General features: G+C 72.2%; 17 protein-coding genes. 11 read left to right on the forward strand and 6 right to left on the reverse strand.

What is annotated here, in order from left to right:
- The first annotated feature begins 132 nt into the window (after window positions 1–132).
- The 3 genes from A4E84_RS31815 to A4E84_RS31825 all read left to right on the forward strand — a co-directional run bounded on the left by A4E84_RS31815 (window position 133) and on the right by A4E84_RS31825 (window position 3,339).
- Complete coding sequence (locus A4E84_RS31815; RefSeq protein WP_062929852.1) at window positions 133–1,134, forward strand: glycosyltransferase; 1,002 nt, start codon at window positions 133–135, stop codon at window positions 1,132–1,134.
- On the forward strand, window positions 1,131–1,730 hold the full coding sequence (locus A4E84_RS31820) for a D-glycero-alpha-D-manno-heptose-1,7-bisphosphate 7-phosphatase (RefSeq protein WP_062929853.1): 600 nt from the start codon (window positions 1,131–1,133) through the stop codon (window positions 1,728–1,730). Before A4E84_RS31815 ends, A4E84_RS31820 begins: the two co-directional genes overlap by 4 nt.
- A gap of 628 nt (window positions 1,731–2,358) precedes the next feature.
- Window positions 2,359–3,339: a glycosyltransferase family 9 protein gene (locus tag A4E84_RS31825; RefSeq protein WP_062929854.1), complete on the forward strand. Its 981-nt coding sequence runs from the start codon at window positions 2,359–2,361 to the stop codon at window positions 3,337–3,339.
- A gap of 15 nt (window positions 3,340–3,354) precedes the next feature.
- Here A4E84_RS31825 and A4E84_RS31830 read toward each other — a convergent pair whose 3' ends face one another.
- The 5 genes from A4E84_RS31830 to A4E84_RS31850 form a co-directional block, all read right to left on the reverse strand.
- The gene (locus A4E84_RS31830) at window positions 3,355–3,675 is read right to left on the reverse strand and encodes a DUF3040 domain-containing protein (RefSeq protein WP_062929855.1); all 321 of its coding nucleotides are present in this window, start codon (window positions 3,673–3,675) and stop codon (window positions 3,355–3,357) included.
- A gap of 105 nt (window positions 3,676–3,780) precedes the next feature.
- Window positions 3,781–4,707: a polysaccharide pyruvyl transferase family protein gene (locus A4E84_RS31835; protein ID WP_062929856.1), complete on the reverse strand. Its 927-nt coding sequence runs from the start codon at window positions 4,705–4,707 to the stop codon at window positions 3,781–3,783.
- A 61-nt stretch (window positions 4,708–4,768) separates the two neighbouring features.
- Complete coding sequence (locus A4E84_RS31840; protein ID WP_418082230.1) at window positions 4,769–6,211, reverse strand: family 43 glycosylhydrolase; 1,443 nt, start codon at window positions 6,209–6,211, stop codon at window positions 4,769–4,771.
- Between the two features lie 180 nt (window positions 6,212–6,391).
- Window positions 6,392–7,204 (reverse strand): class I SAM-dependent methyltransferase, encoded by an 813-nt coding sequence (locus A4E84_RS31845; protein ID WP_063827525.1) that lies wholly within the window; start codon window positions 7,202–7,204, stop codon window positions 6,392–6,394.
- A gap of 64 nt (window positions 7,205–7,268) precedes the next feature.
- Complete coding sequence (locus A4E84_RS31850) at window positions 7,269–8,324, reverse strand: LacI family DNA-binding transcriptional regulator (RefSeq protein ID WP_418082231.1); 1,056 nt, start codon at window positions 8,322–8,324, stop codon at window positions 7,269–7,271.
- Between the two features lie 286 nt (window positions 8,325–8,610).
- Between A4E84_RS31850 and A4E84_RS31855 the strand changes: the two genes are divergently transcribed.
- From A4E84_RS31855 to A4E84_RS31880, 6 genes are all read left to right on the forward strand, one after another.
- Entirely contained in the window at window positions 8,611–9,918 is a 1,308-nt protein-coding gene (locus A4E84_RS31855; protein ID WP_062929858.1) for an ABC transporter substrate-binding protein, read from the forward strand.
- An 11-nt stretch (window positions 9,919–9,929) separates the two neighbouring features.
- Complete coding sequence (locus tag A4E84_RS31860; protein WP_062929859.1) at window positions 9,930–10,991, forward strand: carbohydrate ABC transporter permease; 1,062 nt, start codon at window positions 9,930–9,932, stop codon at window positions 10,989–10,991.
- A complete protein-coding gene (locus A4E84_RS31865; protein ID WP_062929860.1) occupies window positions 10,988–11,821 on the forward strand; it encodes a carbohydrate ABC transporter permease in 834 nt (277 codons plus the stop codon). The genes A4E84_RS31860 and A4E84_RS31865 overlap by 4 nt, the downstream gene beginning before the upstream one ends.
- Before the next feature lie 30 nt (window positions 11,822–11,851).
- Window positions 11,852–13,504, forward strand: coding sequence for a glycoside hydrolase family 13 protein (locus A4E84_RS31870; protein WP_062929861.1), 1,653 nt, complete (start codon window positions 11,852–11,854; stop codon window positions 13,502–13,504).
- A gap of 37 nt (window positions 13,505–13,541) precedes the next feature.
- A complete protein-coding gene (locus A4E84_RS43860) occupies window positions 13,542–14,402 on the forward strand; it encodes a helix-turn-helix domain-containing protein (protein ID WP_062929862.1) in 861 nt (286 codons plus the stop codon).
- 62 nt (window positions 14,403–14,464) lie between these two features.
- Complete coding sequence (locus A4E84_RS31880; RefSeq protein ID WP_062929863.1) at window positions 14,465–14,917, forward strand: VOC family protein; 453 nt, start codon at window positions 14,465–14,467, stop codon at window positions 14,915–14,917.
- 9 nt (window positions 14,918–14,926) lie between these two features.
- Here the strand turns inward: A4E84_RS31880 and A4E84_RS31885 are convergent, their stop codons facing one another.
- Complete coding sequence (locus A4E84_RS31885; RefSeq protein WP_062931683.1) at window positions 14,927–16,456, reverse strand: MFS transporter; 1,530 nt, start codon at window positions 16,454–16,456, stop codon at window positions 14,927–14,929.
- Window positions 16,457–16,756: 300 nt separating this feature from the next.
- Between A4E84_RS31885 and A4E84_RS31890 the strand changes: the two genes are divergently transcribed.
- Together A4E84_RS31890 and pntB are read left to right on the forward strand one after the other, a co-directional pair.
- A complete protein-coding gene (locus tag A4E84_RS31890) occupies window positions 16,757–18,313 on the forward strand; it encodes a Re/Si-specific NAD(P)(+) transhydrogenase subunit alpha (RefSeq protein WP_062929864.1) in 1,557 nt (518 codons plus the stop codon).
- A gap of 6 nt (window positions 18,314–18,319) precedes the next feature.
- A complete protein-coding gene (gene pntB / locus A4E84_RS31895; RefSeq protein WP_062929865.1) occupies window positions 18,320–19,753 on the forward strand; it encodes a Re/Si-specific NAD(P)(+) transhydrogenase subunit beta in 1,434 nt (477 codons plus the stop codon).
- The last annotated feature ends 17 nt before the right edge of the window (window positions 19,754–19,770 follow it).

Raw genomic sequence — 19,770 nt, forward strand, 5'->3', positions numbered from 1 at the left:
TCGCGTGTATACGCGCGGTTTATAGTCACCGAGGCGTGCCCGGACGGCCCTGACCTGGTGTTTGAGGGAGCTGTACCGCGGCACTCGCCAGCACGGTAGTCCGCGCACACCGCAGGAGGGAGGGCCGCACGCATGACGTCGTACGCCGTCGTGATCCCCACCCTCGTACCGGACACCCTCGCCGACTGTCTCGCCGCGCTCGCCGCGGCGAACGGACCGCGCCCCGAGGAGATCGTCCTCGTCGACGACCGGACCGACCGCGAACCCGGGTCGCTGCAGCACCCGTTGAGCGTCCTCGGCGACCTGCGGGAGCGGACCACCGTGCTGGGCGGCGGCGGTCGTGGGCCCGCCGCCGCCCGCAACACCGGGCTGCGCGCCGTGCACACGCCGTGGACCGTGTTCCTCGACGACGACGTCCAGGTCGGGGCCCGCTGGTGCGACCAACTCGCCGAGGACCTCGCCGAGGCGTCCCACGACACCGCGGGCGTCCAGGGCGTCCTCGCCGTGCCGCTGCCCGGCGAACGCCGTCCCACCGACTGGGAACGCGGCACCGCGGGACTCGTCCGGGCCCACTGGGTCACCGCCGACATGGCCTACCGCACGGAGGTCCTCAAGCAGGTCGGCGGCTTCGACGAACGCTTCCGGCGGGCCTTCCGCGAGGACGCCGACCTGGCGCTGCGCGTCCTCGACTCGGGCTGGCGCATCCGGCAGGGCCGCCGCACCACCCGCCACCCCGTGCGCTCCGCCTCCCGCTGGGCGTCCGTGCGCCAGCAGCGCGGCAACGCCGACGACGCCCTCATGCGGCATCTGCACGGCCCCGACTGGTGGGACAAGGCCGTCGCGCCGCGCGGGCGGATACGCACCCACGCGGCCATCACGAGCGCCGGGGTCGCGGCCTGCGCCCTCGCCGCCACCGGGCACGGCCGGGCCGCGACGGCCTGCGCGCTCGGCTGGGCGGCCGGCACGGCGGAGTTCGCCCGCGCCCGTATCGTCCCCGGGCCGCGCACCCGCCACGAGGTGGCGACGGTGCTGGCCACCAGCGTGCTCATCCCGCCCAGCGCGACCTGGCACCGGCTGGCAGGTGCCTGGCGCCACCGTCACACCCCCGCCTGGCAGGAGGAGGTCACCCCGTGAGCCCGGTGAAGGCCGTGCTGTTCGACCGCGACGGCACGCTCGTCGAAGACATCCCGGACACCGCCGACCCCGACCGCGTACGCCCGGTCGAGGGCGCCCGGGAGGCACTCGCCCTGCTGCGCGAGCACGGCATCCGCACCGGCGTCGTCACCGACCAGCCGGGCGTCGCCCAGGGGCTGCTCAGCGACGCCGACGTCCGCCGCGTCAACCACCGCGTCGACGAACTCCTCGGCCCCTTCGACGTGTTCGCCGTCTGCCCGCACGGCCCCGACGACGGCTGCCACTGCCGCAGGCCACAGCCCGGCATGCTGCTCTGGGCCGGCGGGCGGATCTGCACCGACCCCGATGAACTCGTCGTCATCGGCTCCACCGCCGCCGGCGCCGAGGCCGCGCGCCGCGCGGGCGCCCACGGCATCCTCGTCCCGAACGGCCGTACCCGTCCCGAGGAGACCGCACAGGCCGACCACATCGCCCCGGACCTGCTCACCGCCGTACGAGCGGTGCTCGACGAACCGCCCCAGGGCCGCGTCCTGGCCGACGAACGCCCCATCCAGAGGGCGTTCACCTCCGGCCCCGAACCGGACGGCCCTCCGTGACGCCTGCTGCCGCACGCGGCTGTCGCCCGCGCTGACCTGCAGCGGCCGCCGGGCAGGCACCCGCCCGGCGGCCGCCGCGGGGCGGGGCGGTGGTCCGTACTGGCCGGGCAAGGTAACCGTCCCGCATGGTGGCGTGGTCGGCGCCGGCCCGGGCGCGGGGGTGCTGGGTGGCTGCCGACTTCCTGGCCGCAGTCGCGGATCGGGCGGGGCGGTCGTGCGAGGGCGGTGCGGTGCGGGGCCCTGGTGGGCTTTGGGCGGGGCGCAGGCGTGCTGGGTGGTCCCCGATCTGCCCCCGTGGTGTGGATCGGGCGGCTGCCGGTGTCGGCCGGTGCGGGCCGGGGGCCGGGGCGTGGTCGGCGTCGGCCCGGGCGTCCGGGTAGCCGAGCCGTCGGCCCGGGCGTCCGGGTAGCCGTGCCGGGGGCCCGGGCGTCCGGGTAGCCGTGCCGGGGCGGAGCCGCACCCTCACCGCCCCGGACAGAGAGGCGCCTGCCCGGGCCGCCCGGCGGGTGCCTGGTGATGGCCGGTGCCGCACGAGGTCGTTTCCCGGCCCGGCCGCAGCCGGGCCGTGCTGCACCCGATGGGCGGGCCTGCGGCGGCGGAGGCCGCGTGCGCGGGGCAGGCTGCTGGCATGACGACCCCGGACCGGACAGCGCAGCCCGCACGACCCCGCCTCCTCGTCCTGCGCGCCCTCGGGCTCGGGGACCTCCTCGCTGGCGTCCCCGCGCTGCGTGCCCTGCGGCGGGCCCATCCGGGGCACGAACTCGTGCTGGCCGCCCCCGCCGAACTCGCGCCGGTCGCGGAGGCGACGGGGGCCGTGGACCGGCTGCTGCCCGCCTGCGCCCCCGGCCGGGCCGTCCCACGAGCGCTCGACTGGACCGGCCCGCCCCCGGACATCGCCGTCGACCTGCACGGCAACGGCCCGCCCAGCCACCGGCTGCTCCTCGGCCTGCGCCCGGGAAAGCTGCTGGCCTTCGCCCATCCGGACCTGCCCGGGATCGACGGCCCGCCCTGGTACCCGGAGGAGCACGAACGTGACCGCTGGTGCCGGCTGCTGCGGGCGTACGGCATCGACGCCGACCCGGGCGATCTGCTGCTGCCCAGCCCCAAGACCGCCTCCCCGGCCCCCGGCGGGGTCGTCCTGCACCCCGGCGCCGGGTCACCAGCGCGCTGCTGGCCCGTCGAGAGGTACGCCGCCGTCGCGGCCGAACTGCGCGGCCGGGGACTGCGGGTCGTGGTCACCGGCGGCCCGGCCGAGGGCGACCTGGTGGCCAGGCTCGCCAAGCAGGCCGGCCTGCCGGACACGGACGTGTTCGACGGCGGCCTGCCCTTCGAACGGCTGTCCGCTCTCGTGGCCGACGCCTACGTCGTGATCAGCGGCGACACCGGCATCGCCCACCTCGCGGTCGCCCACGGCACACGCTCCGTCACCCTGTTCGGCCCGGTCGCGCCGAGCCGCTGGGGCCCGCCGCCCGACCCGCGGCACCGCGCCCTGTGGTACGGCCCGGAGGGTGACCCGCACGGCGGCCGGCCCGACCCGGCTCTCCTGCGCGTCACCGTCGAGGACGTCGTCAGGGCCGTCGGCGAACTGCCCGGCGCCCTGCGGGCGTAGGGGGCAGGGCAGTCCTCAGCCGTCGCAGCACCGGCACATCAGCCGGAACGCGGCGAACATCGTCAGGGGCCACAGTGCGGCGAACGCCCAGATCACGCCCGGCTCGGAGGTGACGATCCCGGCCACCATCAGCCCGACCGACACCGCGAGCAGGATCATCACGGTCCGGACGCGGGGGCGGTAGGAGGCCAGTCGGGCCAGGAGATGGGCGAGGTCGGGGCAGCGGCTCACGCGGTGGCTGCGCAGCTTGCGGTCGAGGCGCCGGTCGCGGCGCAGAGCGCGTTCCATCTCGTCGAGGATGCGCTGCTCGTTCTCGGGAAGTCGGCCGATGGACACGCTCTCTCCTTCCGGGCGGCCGGACCGTCTCTCCTCCCGGGGGGACGTGCGGCGGGGGAAGTACAGCGGGGGACGTACCAGCGGGTGCCCCGTGGCGGCCTCCGGCTAACCGGGCACCGGCCGCCCCAGCGCCTCGACGAGCCGGTCCGCGCTGTCGGGCACGGAGCCCTCGCGGAATCCGTCGCGGATCTGCCGCGCGGTCACCCGGCCGCCGGTCAGGCACCAGTCCCACCAGCGGTCCAACTGCCGCACGTCCAGCCGTTCGGCGGGCACCAGCGCGGGCCAGCCGCAGGCACGGGCCTGCGCGGTCAGCTTGGCGCCGCCCGCGACCGGGTCGACGGCCAGCACCGGCGTCCCGACCCGCAGAGCGATCACCAGCCCGTGCAGCCGGTCGGTGACGACGAGGTCCAGCCGGGCCAGTACGGACTGCAGCTGGGCGGGCGTCGCGCTCAGATGCCAGTCGTGCGTGTCCAGCCGGGTCTCCAGCTCCAGCCGTCCGCAGTCCTTGGACGCCAGCCAGCGCGTGACCTCTTCGGCGACCTGCCCGTGCCGCCGCAGCTGCCCGTACTCGTGCTGCCCGTGCGCGAGGATCACCCCGACGACGGGCCGCGCGGGCACGTCAGGGGCGCGGGCCGCGAGGTCCTCCACCGGCTCACTGTCCGGCCCGTCCCGGGGCAGCACCCGGTGGAAGCCGGTCACGGCCGCGCTGCCGGGGTCGATCACCGAGGTGCCCACGGCGATCCGCACGCAGTGGGCGAAGCGCCGGTGCAGCTCCTCCACCTGCGGTCCGTGCAGCGGGCCGCACACGAACACGAGGTGGGTGTAGTCCTCGGGCCACAGCCGGTCCAGATGCAGTGCCTCCGGACGGAAGCGCGGACTCCAGGCGACGTCGTAGGGGATACCCGTCCCCAGAAGCACGTCCTCCACCCGGCGCAGGGCCAGCACGTCCCCGGCGGTCGCCTCCCTGTCCCGGAAGCTGAACCAGCCGGTGAGCAGCACCCTGCGCGGTCGCTTGCCCTGTTGTGTCTGCACAGGCCCTGAGTGCCCGCCTCTCGGCAAGACATTCAGGGCATTACGCGCATTTACCGTGCCGTCACTGGGCGTAGAAGGTGGCGTCCGCCCGGTCGGTGGCGGTGCTCACCGCCTGCACGTTCAGCAGGTACTCCCAGTGGCGGACGTATCGCCCCGGGTAGTTGTACGACTCGTACGACACGCCCGCCGGGTCCGCGAGCCCGGCACGCTGCCGGAAGGTCGCGTCGGACGCGAACTGCGCACTGCCGTCGTTCTTGCGCAGCCACACCTCGAAGTTCTCGTGCCGCAGGTAGTAGCCGGGGAAGTTGGCCGACTCCAGCGAGACCGTGCCGCTGCCGGCGAGGCCCGGCACGACGCGGAACTGCGAGTCGGCGAGCTTGGTGACGTTCGCCTCGATCCGGGCCCGGTAGTCGTAGTGCCGGACGAAGCGGTCCGGGAAGTTGTACGAGGAGAAGCGCTGCGGGGTGACGCCGTCGGCCACCGGGATGCCGAAGTTCGGGGTGCCGTCGGCGTTCCAGTAGACCTTCTGGACGCGGGTGCGGCGGTTGGGGTCGTTGAGGGGGTCGCCGCTGATGTCCTTGTAGTTGCGGTCGTGGTAGACGAGGATGTCGCTCTTTCCGTCCTCGGAGACCGTGAAGGAGTTGTGGCCCGGGCCGTACTGGCTGGTCGCGGCGCTGCTGGCGAACACCGGGGTGGGGCTCTTGCTCCAGGACGCCTGGCTGAGCAGGTTCGCCCCGGCGGAGGCGGTGAGCATGCCCAGGCAGTAGTTGGCGTCGGTGGCGCTCGCGGAGTACGTCATGAACACCTTGCCGCCCCGCTGGATCACGGCCGGGCCCTCGTTGACCTTGTAGCCGACGGTCTCCCAGGAGTAGGTGGGCCGCGACAGCATCACCGGAGTGCCGGTGATCGTCCAGGGGTTGGCCATCTTCGCGAGGTAGACGTCGGTGTTGTTGTTCACCGACGGGTCGCGCTGCGCCCAGGCCAGGTAGCGCACGCCGTTCACGACGAAGGTGGTGGCGTCCAGGGAGAAGCTCTCCCACTGGGTCCTGATCTGACCCTTCTCGGTCCAGGTGGCGGTGAGCGGGTTGGTGCCGGTGCCCTCCAGGACGTACATCCGGATCGCCCACACGTCGTTGGTGGCGCCCGCCGCGAAGTACACGTACCACTTGCCGTCGATGAAGTGGATCTCCGGCGCCCAGATGTGGGCGCCCATCACGCCGCTGGCGTGCTTCGTCCAGATGGTCGTCTCGGGTGCCGTCTTCAGGCCCTGGATGGTGGTCGCCCGACGCAGCACGATGCGGTCGTACTCGGGGACGGTCGCGGTGAAGTAGTAGTAGCCGTCGGTGTGTTTGAAGATGTGGGGGTCGGCCCGCTTCTCCGCGATCGGGTTCGTGTAGGTGACGGCGGGGGAGTCGGGCACGGCCGCCCGGGCGGGCGCCGACGCCAGGCAGGTCGCGAAGGCCATCAGGGCGGCCAGGAGCAGCCGTACGGCTATGCGTCTCAAGGGGGTTCTCCAGCGGGTGATCGGGATGGGGGCGAGCCGCCTCTGTGCGTAATTTCGAACATGGTTCGTGAATTCGGCCAAGAAGTGGTCAGAAGATAAGGGCGGCTCTCACCGTCGTCAACGGTTCGCGCAGGTGTGACGCACGAGGACGCCGAACGGCCCGGCCCCGGGGCGACCGGGTCAGCCGGTGAAGCGTGCCGTTCCCGTGAGGATGCGTACGTCGAGGTCGGTGACCCCGGCCGCGGCGATCCGGGTGGTGAACTCGGCGCGCACCCGCTCCACGGCGGCCGGTGAGAGCCCGGTGAGCATCCCGCGCGTGCCGCTGCCGGTGGCGAGGACCCAGGCCGTGTCCGGGGACAGCGGAGTGTCGAACCGCCGCCGGACGACCCGGGGCACGCTGCCGCCGAGGTCCTGGAGCCAGGCCGCGAGGGTGTCCGCGGTGTCGATCCGGGCGAGTTGGTCCCGCTGCGGCGGGCGGGGGAGGTCGCGTTCCGTCAGGACGGCCTCCCGGAGCGCCGACTGCCAGCCGTCGAGCGCGCCCTTCTCCCAGACCGTCACGACGAACCGGCCACCGGGACGCACCTTCCGGGTCAGGGCCGCGGCGTCCCGGTCCATGTCCGGGAAGAAGAACACACCGAGGGCACACTGCACGAGGTCGTAGCCGTCGCCGGTCACGGGCCACGAGGTGACGTCGTGACAATGGAAGCGGAGGTTGTCCAGGCCTTCCTCCCGCGCACGGCGCTCGCCGATCGACAGCAGCCCGGCCGCGAGGTCCACGGCGTCCACCCGCCCTGCCGCACCCACGGCCCGCGCGGCCGGCAGCGCCGACGCCCCCGCCCCGCAGCAGGCGTCCAGCACCGACTCGCCGGCGGCCGGAGCGGCCACTTCGGCGGTGGCGGCCCCCACCGGGTCCCACAGAGCCCCGGACCAGCGGTGGAACTCCTCCGCTCCCGCGCTGAAGACGTCTCCGACGGTGTTCGCCCCGGTGGTCATACGGCAGCCCCCTCGTGTCGGGCCGAGTCTAGGCGTGGCTCCGTAGAGGCACCGCGATTTTCCCTCAGTCCGGCGGCAGTTGAGGCTCCGCCCGCGGGGCGGGAGGCGGAGCCGTGGTGGTCCGGGGGATGACATGGGTCGGCAGCACGAGGTGCCGCTCACGCTCCGCGCCCGGGTCGTCGATGAGGGACAGTGCCAGTTCACCGGCCTCCTGCCCGATCCGCGACGGCGACTGGGCCACCGTGGTCAGATCGAACCACTGCGCGACCGGCTGGTCGTCGAAGCCGACGACCGACATCTGCCCGGGCACCTCGATCCGTGTCGCCCGCAGCGTCCAGATCACGGCGACGGCCACCTCGTCCTGCTCGGCGAAGACCGCGGTGGGCGGCTCCCGCAGCCCGAGCAGCCGGCCGACCGCCTCGGCCGCCCCCCGCTTGTCGCCCGCCGGGGTGGCGACCACCAGATCGTCGTCGAGGGGCAGGCCGGCCTCGGCCAGCGCCTGCCGGTACCCGACCAGCCGCTCCTGCGAACTGAAGGAGAACCCGCAGGCGCCCTCGGTCCGCACGTAGGCGATCCGGCGGTGGCCCAGGTTCAGCAGATGCCGGGTGCCGTGCAGGGCACCCGCCACGTCGTCGACGTACACGCTGGGGCGTCCGTCGACGTGCTGGCTGACGTAGACGACCGGCATGGCGAGGTCGTCCAGCCGGGCCGTCTCCTCGTCGGTGAGGTCGAAGGAGAACACCAGCAGCGCGTCCGCGTTGCGCCGGGCCGGGAGATGTTCGAAGAACGCGGTGCGTTCGGCCATGCCGGGGATCACATACACCGTCAGTTCCATGCCGGCCGCCCGCAGGACGCGCGCGAGGCCCGACAGGGCCGTGCCCATGAACCACGAGCTGAGGGTGGGCACCAGCACCGCCACGTTGCGGGTCCGGCCCGTCACCAGGCTCGCGGCATGGCGCGAGACCGCGAAGTCCAGCTCCCGGGCGGCCTGTTCGACCCGGGCGCGGACCTCGGGGGAGACGGTGGACAGGCCGCGCAGGGTGCGCGAGACGGTGGAGGTGGACACCCCGGCCCGTTCCGCGACGTCAGCCATCGTGGGGTGCCGCTGACCTGGTGGCATGCGCCGAACGCTAGCACGCCGACACCGCACCCGGCGGCTGCAGTTGGCAGCGCTGTCTCACCGGATTCTTGCCTTCTTACGACGTTGGTCCGCATTGACTTCTCGATGGTTGCGCTTCTAGCGTGCAAACGTTGTCTCGACAGGTTCGAAGTCGCCCCGGAGGGCCGCCTCACACCAGCTGTGAACTGCTGTTTTTAGCAGTGCAATGCCGTGGCAACGCAATCTCATGACCAAAGCCATTCCGGGGGAACAGACACGACTTCGGTTCGTCAGACCAGGAGCGACAGTGAAGACCAGCACCGCCAGAGCGATTCAGTGTTCCGCAGCGCTCACCGCCGTCGGACTCCTCCTCACCGCCTGCGGCTCGTCCGGCGGCAGCGGCGGCTCGGGAGGGTCGGCGCAGGCCGCGACGGCCACGTTCAAGGGCCGCGGCCCCATCACCTACGTCGCGGGCAAGGACACCACCGGCACCGTCCAGACCGTCATCAACCGCTGGAACAAGGCCCACCCCAAGGAGAAGGTCACCTTCATCCAGCTGCCGACGGACGCCGACTCGCAGCGCCAGCAGATGATCCAGAACGCGGAGACGAAGTCCGACGCCTACACGGTGCTCGCCACCGACGTCGTGTGGACGTCCGAGTTCGCCGCCCACCAGTGGATCGAGCCGCTGCCCGCGGACCGGTTCCCGCTCGGCAAGATGCTCAAGCCGGTCGTGGAGACCGGCCAGTACCGCGGCAGGCTGTACGCGGTCCCCGCCAGCTCCAACGGCGGCCTGCTATTCTACCGCACCGACCTGCTCAAGAAGGCCGGCGTCACCGGGCCCCCCAGCACCTGGGCGCAGATGACCGCCGACTGCGCCAAGGTGGAGAAGCTCCCCGAGGCGAAGAGCATGTCCTGTTACGCCGGGCAGTTCCAGAAGTACGAAGGCCTCACCGTGAACTTCGCCGAGGCCGTGAACTCCGCCGGCGGCCGCATCGTCGACGCCGACGGCAAGCCTGACGTCGACACCCCGCAGGCGAAGAAGGGCCTGGACTTCCTCGTCAAGTCCTTCAAGGACGGGACGATCCCCAAGGAGGCCATCACCTACCAGGAGGAGGACGGCCGGCAGGCGTTCCAGTCCGGCAAGCTGGTCTTCCTGAACAACTGGCCCTACGTGTACTCCCTGGCGCAGAAGAGCGCCATCAAGGGCAAGTTCGCCGTCGCACCCCTGCCCGGCCTGAACGGCCCCGGCGCCTCCAGCCTCGGCGGGGCCAACCTGGCCCTGTCGTCCTTCGCCAAGAACAAGGCCACCGCCCTGGACTTCATGAAGTTCTTCACCAGCGAGGAGAGCTCGACCTACTTCCTGGAGAACGCCTCCCTCGCCTCGCCCTACGCCGACCTGTACGACAACGCCGCGCTGGACAAGCAGTTCCCGTACCTGCCCGACCTGAAGCAGTCCATCACCAAGGCCGTGCCCCGCCCCCGCGTCGTGCAGTACGGCGATGTCACCGCCGCCGTCCAGAACGAGGTCTACGCCGCCCTCACCGGCAAGAAGAGCAGCGGACAGGCACTGAAGGACCTGCAGGCGGACCTGCAGAAGCTGACGGCTCAGTGAGGGCGTGGCTCATGGCCGACACCGCGATCCCGCCCGGCACCACCGCGCACCGGCCCGGGACGGCCGCCGCCCGCCGCCCCGGGCGGCCCCCCGCGTCCGCGAGCCCACGACGCCGCCCCCGGGCCACCGCCGGCGCGGGCCGCCTGGCCGCCCTCCTGGTCTCCCCGACGCTGCTGGTCCTCACGATCGTCGTCCTCTACCCGACGCTCATGGCGCTCGACGAGTCCCTCTACGGGGTCAAGGGCCTGGACCCCAAGACCGGGTTCATCAGCGACACCGAGCCGTTCGTCGGACTGAAGAACTACACCGACATCCTCACTCAGGCCGGCGACCGCTTCTGGAACGCCTTCTGGAACACCACCTGCTTCACCGTCGTCACGGTCTCGCTGGAGACGGTGATCGGCGTGGCCATGGCACTGATCATGCACCGGGCGTTCCGGGGCCGCGGCCTGGTCCGGGCGAGCATCCTGGTGCCCTGGGCCATCCCGACGGCCATCTCCGGCCTGCTCTGGAAGTGGATCTTCAACGCCGACGGCATCGCCAACGTCCTCCTCGGCCACCAAGTGCTGTGGACCGCCGACGGCTTCTCCGCCAAGGTCGCCGTCGTCATCGCGGACGTGTGGAAGACCGCCCCCTTCATCGGGCTCCTCGTCCTGGCCGGCCTCCAGGTCATCCCCAGGGAGGTCTACGAGGCGGCCCGGCTCGACGGGGCCAGCGCCCTCCAGCAGTTCCGGCGCATCACCCTGCCCCTGGTGAAGCCCGCCCTGCTGGTGGCGGTGCTGTTCCGCTGCCTCGACGCGCTGCGCATGTTCGACCTGCCCTACATCCTCATCGGCGCCCAGAAGGGCTCCGTGGAAACCCTGTCGATGCTCGCCCAGAACGAGGCGTCCAACGTCCGCTTCGGCCCGGCCTCCGCCTACGCGGTCCTGCTCTTCCTGTACGTCTTCCTCATCGCGCTCGCCTTCGTACGGCTGCTCGGCGCCGACATCGTCGGGGACGCCGGCGGCACGAAGAAGAGCAGGAGCCGGCCCGCCGGGATGCTCGGCCGCCGCGCACGGGAGGTGACGGCATGACCCTCACCGCCAAGTGGCGGCAGTGGCTGCCCCATCTGGGCATCGCCCTGGTGGTCGCCTACTGCCTGGCCCCGTTCTACTGGATGCTGGTCTCCAGCCTGCGCAGCACGAACGACGTCTTCAGCACCTCGCTGCTCCCGTCCCCGGTGTCCTTCGCGAACTACCGCTCGGTGTTCGGCCCGGCCCAGGGATTCACCCGGGCACTCCTCAACAGCCTGACCGTCGCCGGTGTCACCACGGCGCTGTCGCTGGTCCTCGCCACGTTCACCGCCTACGCGATGGCCCGGCTGGAGTTCCGCTTCAAGCGGCTGATCCTCACCCTGATCATCGCCACGTCGATGTTCCCCGTGGTGTCGATCGTCGTGCCGCTGCTGAAACTGTTCACCGACATCGGCTGGATCAACACCTACCAGGCGATGATCGTGCCCAGCATGTCCTTCACGCTGCCGCTCGCGGTGTGGAACCTGACCACGTTCTTCCGGCAGATGCCCGACGAGCTGGAGCAGGCCGCGATGGTGGACGGCTGCACCCGCGGCCAGGCCTTCCGCAAGGTCATCGTGCCGCTGGCGGCGCCGGGCATCTTCACCACCGCGATCATCACGTTCATCGCGGCCTGGAACGAGTTCCTCATCGCCCTGTCGATGACCAACAAGCCCGGCATGCAGACCGCCACGGTCGCCATCTCCAAGTTCTCCGGCGCCACGACCTATCAGACGCCGTTCGGCAGCCAGATGGCCGCGGGCGTCGTCGTCACCATTCCGCTGGTGGTCATGGTGCTGCTCTTCCAGCGCCGTATCGTCGCCGGGCTCACCGCCGGCGCGGCCAAGTAGACACCGCACACCCGAGGAGCCGGATCCACCGTGTCCTTCACCGCACCCTGGTGGCGCAGCGCCGTCATCTACCAGGTCTACATCCGCAGCTTCGCCGACGGCAACGGCGACGGCGTCGGCGACATCGCCGGCCTCCGCTCGCGCCTGCCGTACCTGAAGTCGCTGGGCGTGGACGCCGTCTGGATCAACCCCTGGTACAAGTCGCCCATGGCCGACCACGGTTACGACGTGGCCGACTACCGGGACATCGATCCGCTGTTCGGCACGCTGTCCGACGCCGAGCGGCTCATCGAGGAGGCGCACGCGCTGGGGATCCGGGTGATCCCCGACATCGTCCCGAACCACACCTCCGACCAGCACGCCTGGTTCCGCGCGGCGCTGGAGGCCGGCCCGGGCAGCCCGGAGCGCGAGCGCTACGTCTTCCGCCCCGGCCGCGGCCCCGACGGGGCGCAGCCCCCGAACGGCTGGGTGTCCTGCTTCGGCGGCCCGGCCTGGACCCGGCTGCCCGACGGCGACTGGTACCTGCACCTGTTCGCGCCGCAGCAGCCCGACCTGAACTGGCAACACCCCGAGGTACGGGAGGAGTTCGAGTCGATCCTGCGGTTCTGGTTCGCCCGGGGCGTGGACGGCTTCCGTATCGATGTCGCCCACGGGCTGATCAAGCACCCGGACCTGCCCGACCTGCCGCCGCGCGCGGAACCGGCGGTGCTGGGGCCGCTCACCCGCCGGGAGGAGGTGCGCCGGCACCTCGACCACCCGCACTGGGACCGCGACGAGGTGCACGAGATATACCGGTCCTGGCGCAAGGTCGCCGACGAGTTCCCCGGCGACCGCTCCTTCGTCGCCGAGGCCTGGGCGGACACCCCCGAGCGCCTCGCGGCCTACGTCCGGGCGGACGGCCTGCACACCGCCTTCAACTTCGACTTCCTCATGTGCCGCCTGGACGCCGGGGAACTGCGGGCCGTCATCGAGGACTCCCTCGCGATGCTCGGCGCGGTGGGCGCACCGGCCACCTGGGTCCTGTCCAACCACGACGTCATGCGCCACCCCAGCCGCTACGGCCGGGCGGCGGAGCGCAGCTGGACGGTCGACACGCGCTACGCACCCGAGGGCCCGCTCGATCTCGCCCTGGGCACCCGGCGCGCCCGCGCCGCCGCCCTGCTGATGCTCGCCCTGCCCGGCGGCGCCTACGTCTACCAGGGCGAGGAACTCGGCCTGCCCGAGGTCGAGGACCTGCCCGAGTCCGCCCTCCAGGACCCCATCTGGGAACGCTCCGGCCACACCGACCGCGGCCGCGACGGCTGCCGCGTCCCGATCCCCTGGTCGGGCACGGCGGCCCCCTACGGCTTCGGCACCGGAGCAGAGCCCTGGCTGCCGCAGCCGGACGACTGGGCGGGGCTCGGCGTCGAGGCCCAGACCGGCGACCCCGCCTCCATGCTGGAGCTCTACCGCGCGGCCCTGCGCATCCGCCGTGACCACCCCGCCCTCGGTGACGGCGGCATGACCTGGCTGGACACCCCCGAGGGGGTGCTGGCCTTCCGCCGCGAGCCGGGCTTCGTCTGCGTGGTCAACCTCTCCGGAGCGCCGTACGAGCTGCCCGCGCACACCGCGCTGCTGCTGGCCGCCGGCCCCGTCGAGGGCGGGGTGCTGGAGCCGGACCAGGCGGTGTGGCTGGCGGCGTAGCTCCCGCACCCGCGTCGCCCGGCCGTACGCTGGACCCATGACCCGCCCGGCCCGCCCGGCTCCCGCGGCGGAGCGGACGCCGGTCTCGCTCACCGTCCGCCCGTCCGTGGGAGCCCTGGCTCCGCTGATCGGCGCGATGGGATATGCCGAGGTGCGGTTCGCGCACACCGCCGAGCTGGCCCTGCCGACGGGCGGGGCACAGCTGCTGGTCAACCTCGACGGGGACGCCCTGTCCTCCTCCCCGCTGCGCGGCCCGGACCGGCGTACCGGGGGCGCTGCCCTGCACGGCCCGTACACGGAGCCGGCCCTGATCGACCCGGCGCAGCAGCGGGCCGTCGTCTGGGTGGCGTTCCGGCCCGCGGGCGCCCGCCCCTTCCTCACCGCCCCGCTCTCCGCGGTCCGCGACGACCTGGTCGGGCTCGACGAGCTGTGGGGCACGGACGGCGCGGTGCTGCGCGAGCGGCTGCTGGAGGCCATGGCCGCCGGGGGCCCGCGGGCCGGGCTGCGGGAGCTGGAGGCGGCCCTGGCGGCCCGGGCGCGACGCCCCCTGGAGCCCGACCCGGCGGTCCGCCTCGCCGCCGCGCTGCTCGACCGCGGCACGCCCGTCGCCGAGGTCGCCGACCGGCTGGGCTGGACCGCCCGGCGGCTGGCCCGCCGCTGCACCGACCAGCTGGGACTCGCGCCCAAGCGGTACGCCCGCCTGCGGCGCTTCCAGCGGCTCCTCCGCCGCGTCAACGCCGGGCCGCAGCCGCCGGACTGGGCGGCGCTCGCAGCCGACTGCGGCTACCACGACCAGGCGCACCTGATCCACGAGTTCCGCGCGCTGGCCGGGATCACCCCGACCGCGTACGCACCGCGCTCGCCGCTCGAACGCAACCACGTGCCGCTGGACGGGTGAACGGCCCCGGGCCGGCCGATTTCTACAATCCACGATTCCCCCGGCCCGGCGATCGTGAAGGCATGACGAACACATCCGCACAGCAGACCGTCACCCGGCTCTACGCCCGGCTCGTCGTCCCCGACGCCCCCCGGGCGATCGACTTCTACCGGGCCGCGCTCGGTGCCGAGGAGATCGAGCGGTACACCGGCCCGGACGGGAGGATCGTGCACGCCCTGCTGCGGCTGGGCGGCTCGGTGATCGCGGTCAAGGACGCCGACGAGGGCGACCCGGCACCGGCGTCCCTCGGCGGCAGCCCGGTGATCATGGCCCTCGACGTGTCCGACGCCGACGCCGTGGCCGAGGCCATGCTGCGGGGCGGGGCGACCGTGGTGTATCCCGTCGCCGACCAGCACTACGGGCAGCGCGGGGGCCGGCTCGCCGACCCGTTCGGCCATCTCTGGATGATCTCCCAGACGATCGAGGACCTGACCCCCGAACAGATCCAGGCGCGTACGGACGAGGCGTTCACCTGACGCGCGGCGTCAGCGGGCCTGCCCGGCCGGTTCCTCCACCTTCGCGTTCGCGTCCACCTTGCCGCCCGGGTGGCGCAGTGCGCACAGGTAGCCGATGCCCAGGGCGATGGCCATGCCGTAGAACACCCACTGGTTGGCCTCGGCGAAGTCCATGCGGATCGCGGACATCGACTCCCGGGTCGCCTCGGCGGCGGGGCCGGTGCCGGTGGGCGGACGGGAGTCGCCACTGCCGGTGATGGACTCGGTGACGTCGCGGGCCACGGTGTCCGCGTCCGCCGCGGACATGCCCTTGCCCGTCAGGGTGCCCATCACCTTGTCCGTCGTCACATGCGTCAGGATCGTGCCGTAGACGGCCAGGCCGACGCTCGCCGCGTAGTTGCGCACGGTCTGGGTGATGCCGGTGACCTCGCCGTACGAGGCGCCGATGGCCCGGTTGACGGCGTCCGTGGAGGCCGGCGCCAGGACGAAGCCGATGCCGGCCCCGGCCAGGGCCGCGTAGGGCCACTGGTCGTGCATGGACAGGTCGGTGAGCTTGTTCGCCCACAGGGCGAAGCCGACGCAGCCCACGGCCGTGCCCAGCTTCAGGGCCGGGCGGGCGCCCTTCTTGTCGAGGATCCGGCCGCCCCACTGCGAGGCGATGGCGAAACCGACGAAGAAGTACAGCAGGAACAGGGCCGCCTGGTTCGGTGAGGCGCTCAGGGACACCTGGGCGTAGACGGAGGTGAAGAAGAACAGCGGGACGAAGGCGAGCATCGAGAAGAACAGCACCGCCACGTCCACGGTGAACGCCCTGTCCCGGAAGACCCGCAGGTCGATCAGCGGATGCTCCACCTTCCGCTCGAAACGGACGAATCCGGCGAGGATCGCGAGGCCGCCCGCGATGCACACCCAGGTCGCCCAGCTGTCCCAGCCCCAGGACCAGGCCTGCTGGAACCCGAGCACGCTCAGGCCCATGCCGGCCGCGATCAGGGCGGCGCCGGGGACGTCCAGGGTGCCGGAGCGCCGCCGGTCGGAGATGTGCGCCATGGCCGTGAGGACCAGCGCCACGATCGCCACGGGCACGTTGACCCAGAACACGGCCCGCCAGGTCCAGCTCGTGAGCCAGCCGCCCAGCAGCGGGCCGATGGCGGTCAGCGCGCCGGTGACCCCGAAGAACAGCGCGAGGGCCCGCCCGCGCCGCTCGACGGGGAACACCGCGACCACCACGGCCAGGGCCGCGGGGAACAGCAGTGCCGCCCCCAGCCCCTGGGTGGTGCGGAAGACGATCAGCCAGGCCTGTGCGGCGCCGCCCTCGGGCACACAGCCGCACAGCACCGAGGAGACGACGAACACCAGCGTGCCGATGACGACGACCCGGCGCGGCCCGTAGAGGTCGGCGAGGCGCCCGCCGAGGGCGAAGAACGCCGCGAGGGCCAGCAGGTAGGCGTTGACCACCCACTGCATACCGGAGGACGACAGCCCCAGTTCGCGGACGATGTCCGGGGCCGCGATCGACACGATGGTCTGGTCGATGAAGGTCATGGCGACGGCGAACATCATCGCCGCCAGCGCGACGGTCTGCTGCGGTGCGGATCGGGAGGGGGCCGCGGCGTCGCCGCGCCCCGGGCGCGTGCTGCTCACGCCATCAGTCTGCGCCCGGCGGTCCTACCTCGCATCACAGGACTCTCTCGTCCCGGGGGTCACACGGATACCCCCGAATCGCTCTCCCTGGCAACCCCTCGGCGGTGTGAGGACGGCCTCCTCGGCCATGTGACCGCGGCCCGCCACGGATGCCGCGTCGAACGTGCAGGATGCGGGCACCAAGGAGGACAGGCAGTCGAACGACGGGAGAGGCACACGATGGTCCCAGCGGAACCGCAACCCCAGCGGATCGGCGTACCGGCCGAATCCACTGCGGGCGAGACCAGGGTGGCGGCCACGCCGGCCACCGTGGGGAGACTTGTCGCGCTCGGATACGACGTGGTCGTCGAACCGGGAGCGGGGGCCTCGTCCCGCTTCTCCGACGCGGCCTACCAGGAGGCGGGCGCCGAACTCGGCGACCCGTGGCAGGCGGAGATCGTGCTCAAGGTCAACGGCCCCTCCAGCGAGGAGACCGGCCGGCTGCGCGAGGGGGCGACGCTGATCGCCCTCATCAGCCCGGCCCTCAACCCGGAGCTGGTCGAGGAGTTGGCGCGGCGGCCGATCACCGTGCTCGCCATGGACGCGGTGCCGCGCATCTCGCGGGCGCAGTCGCTGGACGTGCTCAGTTCGATGGCGAACATCGCCGGTTACCGGGCCGTGGTCGAGGCGGCACATGCCTTCGGCCGGTTCTTCACCGGCCAGGTGACCGCCGCGGGCAAGGTGCCGCCCGCCAAGGTGCTGGTGGCCGGCGCGGGCGTTGCCGGGCTGGCGGCGATCGGGGCGGCCCGCAGCCTCGGTGCCGTGGTCCGTGCGACCGACCCCCGGCCCGAGGTCGCCGAGCAGGTGCGCTCCCTGGGTGGGGAGTTCCTGACGGTGACCGCCGAGCAGGAGGTGAGCACCGATGGCTACGCGAAGGCCACCTCGGAGGACTACAACCGGCTCGCCGCGCAGCTCTACGCCGAGCAGGCCGCCGATGTCGACATCATCATCACCACCGCGCTCATTCCGGGCCGTCCGGCGCCGCGGCTGATCACCGCCGAGGACGTGGCGCGTATGAAGCCCGGCAGTGTGATCGTCGACATGGCGGCCTTGCAGGGCGGCAACGTCGAGGGCACGGTCGCGGGGAAGGCGGTCGTCACCGACAACGACGTGACGATCATCGGCTACACCGATCTGCCCGGCCGGCTCCCGGCCCAGGCCTCGCAGCTGTACGGCACGAACATCGTCAACCTGATGAAGCTGCTCACCCCGGGCAAGGACGGCCGGCTGGTGCTGGACTTCGACGATGTGGTGCAGCGGTCGATGACGGTGGTCCGCGAGGGCGAGAAAACCTGGCCGCCGCCCCCGGTCCAGGTGTCCGCCGCACCCGCCCCCGCCGGGGCGAAGGAGCCGGACCCGGCCCCTGCGCAGACTCCGGCGAAGCCCCCCCGGCCGGCCTGGTCCTCCTACGCCCTGGTCGGCGCCGGAGCGCTCGCGCTGTTCTTGGTGACGGCTTTCTCGCCCAGTGAACTGCTGGGCCATTTCACCGTGTTCGTGCTGGCGATCGTCATCGGCTTCTACGTCATCGGCAATGTGCACCATGCGCTGCACACCCCGCTGATGTCGGTGACCAACGCCATTTCCGGCATCGTCGTGGTGGGGGCGCTGCTGCAGATCGGGCAGGGCGACACCGCCGTGACCGTGCTGTCGTTCGCCGCGATCCTGCTGGCGAGCATCAACATCTTCGGCGGATTCGCCGTGACCCGCCGCATGCTCGGCATGTTCTCGAAGGGCTGATCAGGGATGACCACAGACACGGCCGCTCAGGCCGCCTACGTCGTCGCGGCGCTGCTGTTCATCCTCAGCCTCGCCGGCCTCTCCCAGCACAAGACGTCCCGTTCGGGAGTCGTGTGGGGCATCGCGGGCATGGTCGTGGCCCTGGCCGCCACGGTCGGGCTCGCCTCGCGCAGCATCACCACGACCGGGCTGGTGCTGATCGCCGTCGCCACCGCTCTGGGCGCGGGGATCGGCCTGTGGCGGGCCCGGGTGGTGGAGATGACCGGCATGCCCGAGCTGATCGCCATCATGCACAGCCTCGTCGGTCTGGCGGCGACGTTCGTCGGCTGGAACGGCTACCTGGACGTCGACGCCGAACTGTCCGGTTCGCTGCTGGCCATCCATCACGCCGAGGTGTTCATCGGGGTGTTCATCGGCGCCGTCACCTTCACCGGGTCCGTCGTCGCCTACCTGAAGCTGTCGGCGCGCATCAACTCCCGCCCGCTGACGCTGCCCGGCAAGCATGTCCTCAACATCGGCGCGCTCGTCGCCTTCGTCGCGCTCACCGCCGCGTTCGTGGCACGCCCGAACATGGGCCTGCTCATCGCGGTCACCGTGATCGCCCTCGCCCTCGGCGCGCACCTGGTCGCCTCGATCGGCGGCGGTGACATGCCGGTGGTGGTCTCGATGCTCAACAGCTACTCCGGCTGGGCCGCCGCGGCCTCGGGGTTCCTGCTCGCCAACAACCTGCTCATCGTCACCGGCGCGCTGGTCGGCTCCTCCGGCGCCTACCTGTCGTACATCATGTGCAAGGCGATGAACCGCTCCTTCATCTCGGTGGTCGCCGGAGGTTTCGGGACCCCGTCGGCAGCCGCAGACGAGGGCGAGCAGGGCGAGCACCGGGAGATCAACGCCGAGGAGACCGCGGAACTCCTGGGCAACGCCACCTCGGTGATCATCACGCCGGGGTACGGCATGGCCGTCGCCCAGGCGCAGTATCCGGTGGCCGAACTGGCGCGCAAGCTGCGTGAACGGGGCGTGGAGGTGCGCTTCGGTATCCATCCGGTGGCGGGGCGGCTGCCCGGGCACATGAACGTGCTGCTGGCCGAGGCGAACGTGCCGTACGACATCGTCCTGGAGATGGACGAGATCAACGACGACTTCGCCGCGACCTCGGTCGTGCTGGTCATCGGCGCCAACGACACGGTCAATCCGGCCGCCACCGACAACCCGTCCAGCCCGATCGCCGGGATGCCGGTGCTGCACGTGTGGGAGTCGGCCAACGTGATCGTCTTCAAGCGGTCCATGGCCGCCGGGTACGCGGGCGTGCAGAACCCGCTGTTCTTCCGCGACAACACCCAGATGCTCTTCGGCGACGCCAAGCAACGCGTCGAGGACATCCTGCGCGGCCTCGACGCCTTGGACGCACCGGTTCCGGAGATGGCCGGCTCGTCGCGCTGAGCGCGGTGCCCCGCCGG

The organism is Streptomyces qaidamensis (assembly GCF_001611795.1).
Lineage (GTDB): Bacteria > Actinomycetota > Actinomycetes > Streptomycetales > Streptomycetaceae > Streptomyces > Streptomyces qaidamensis.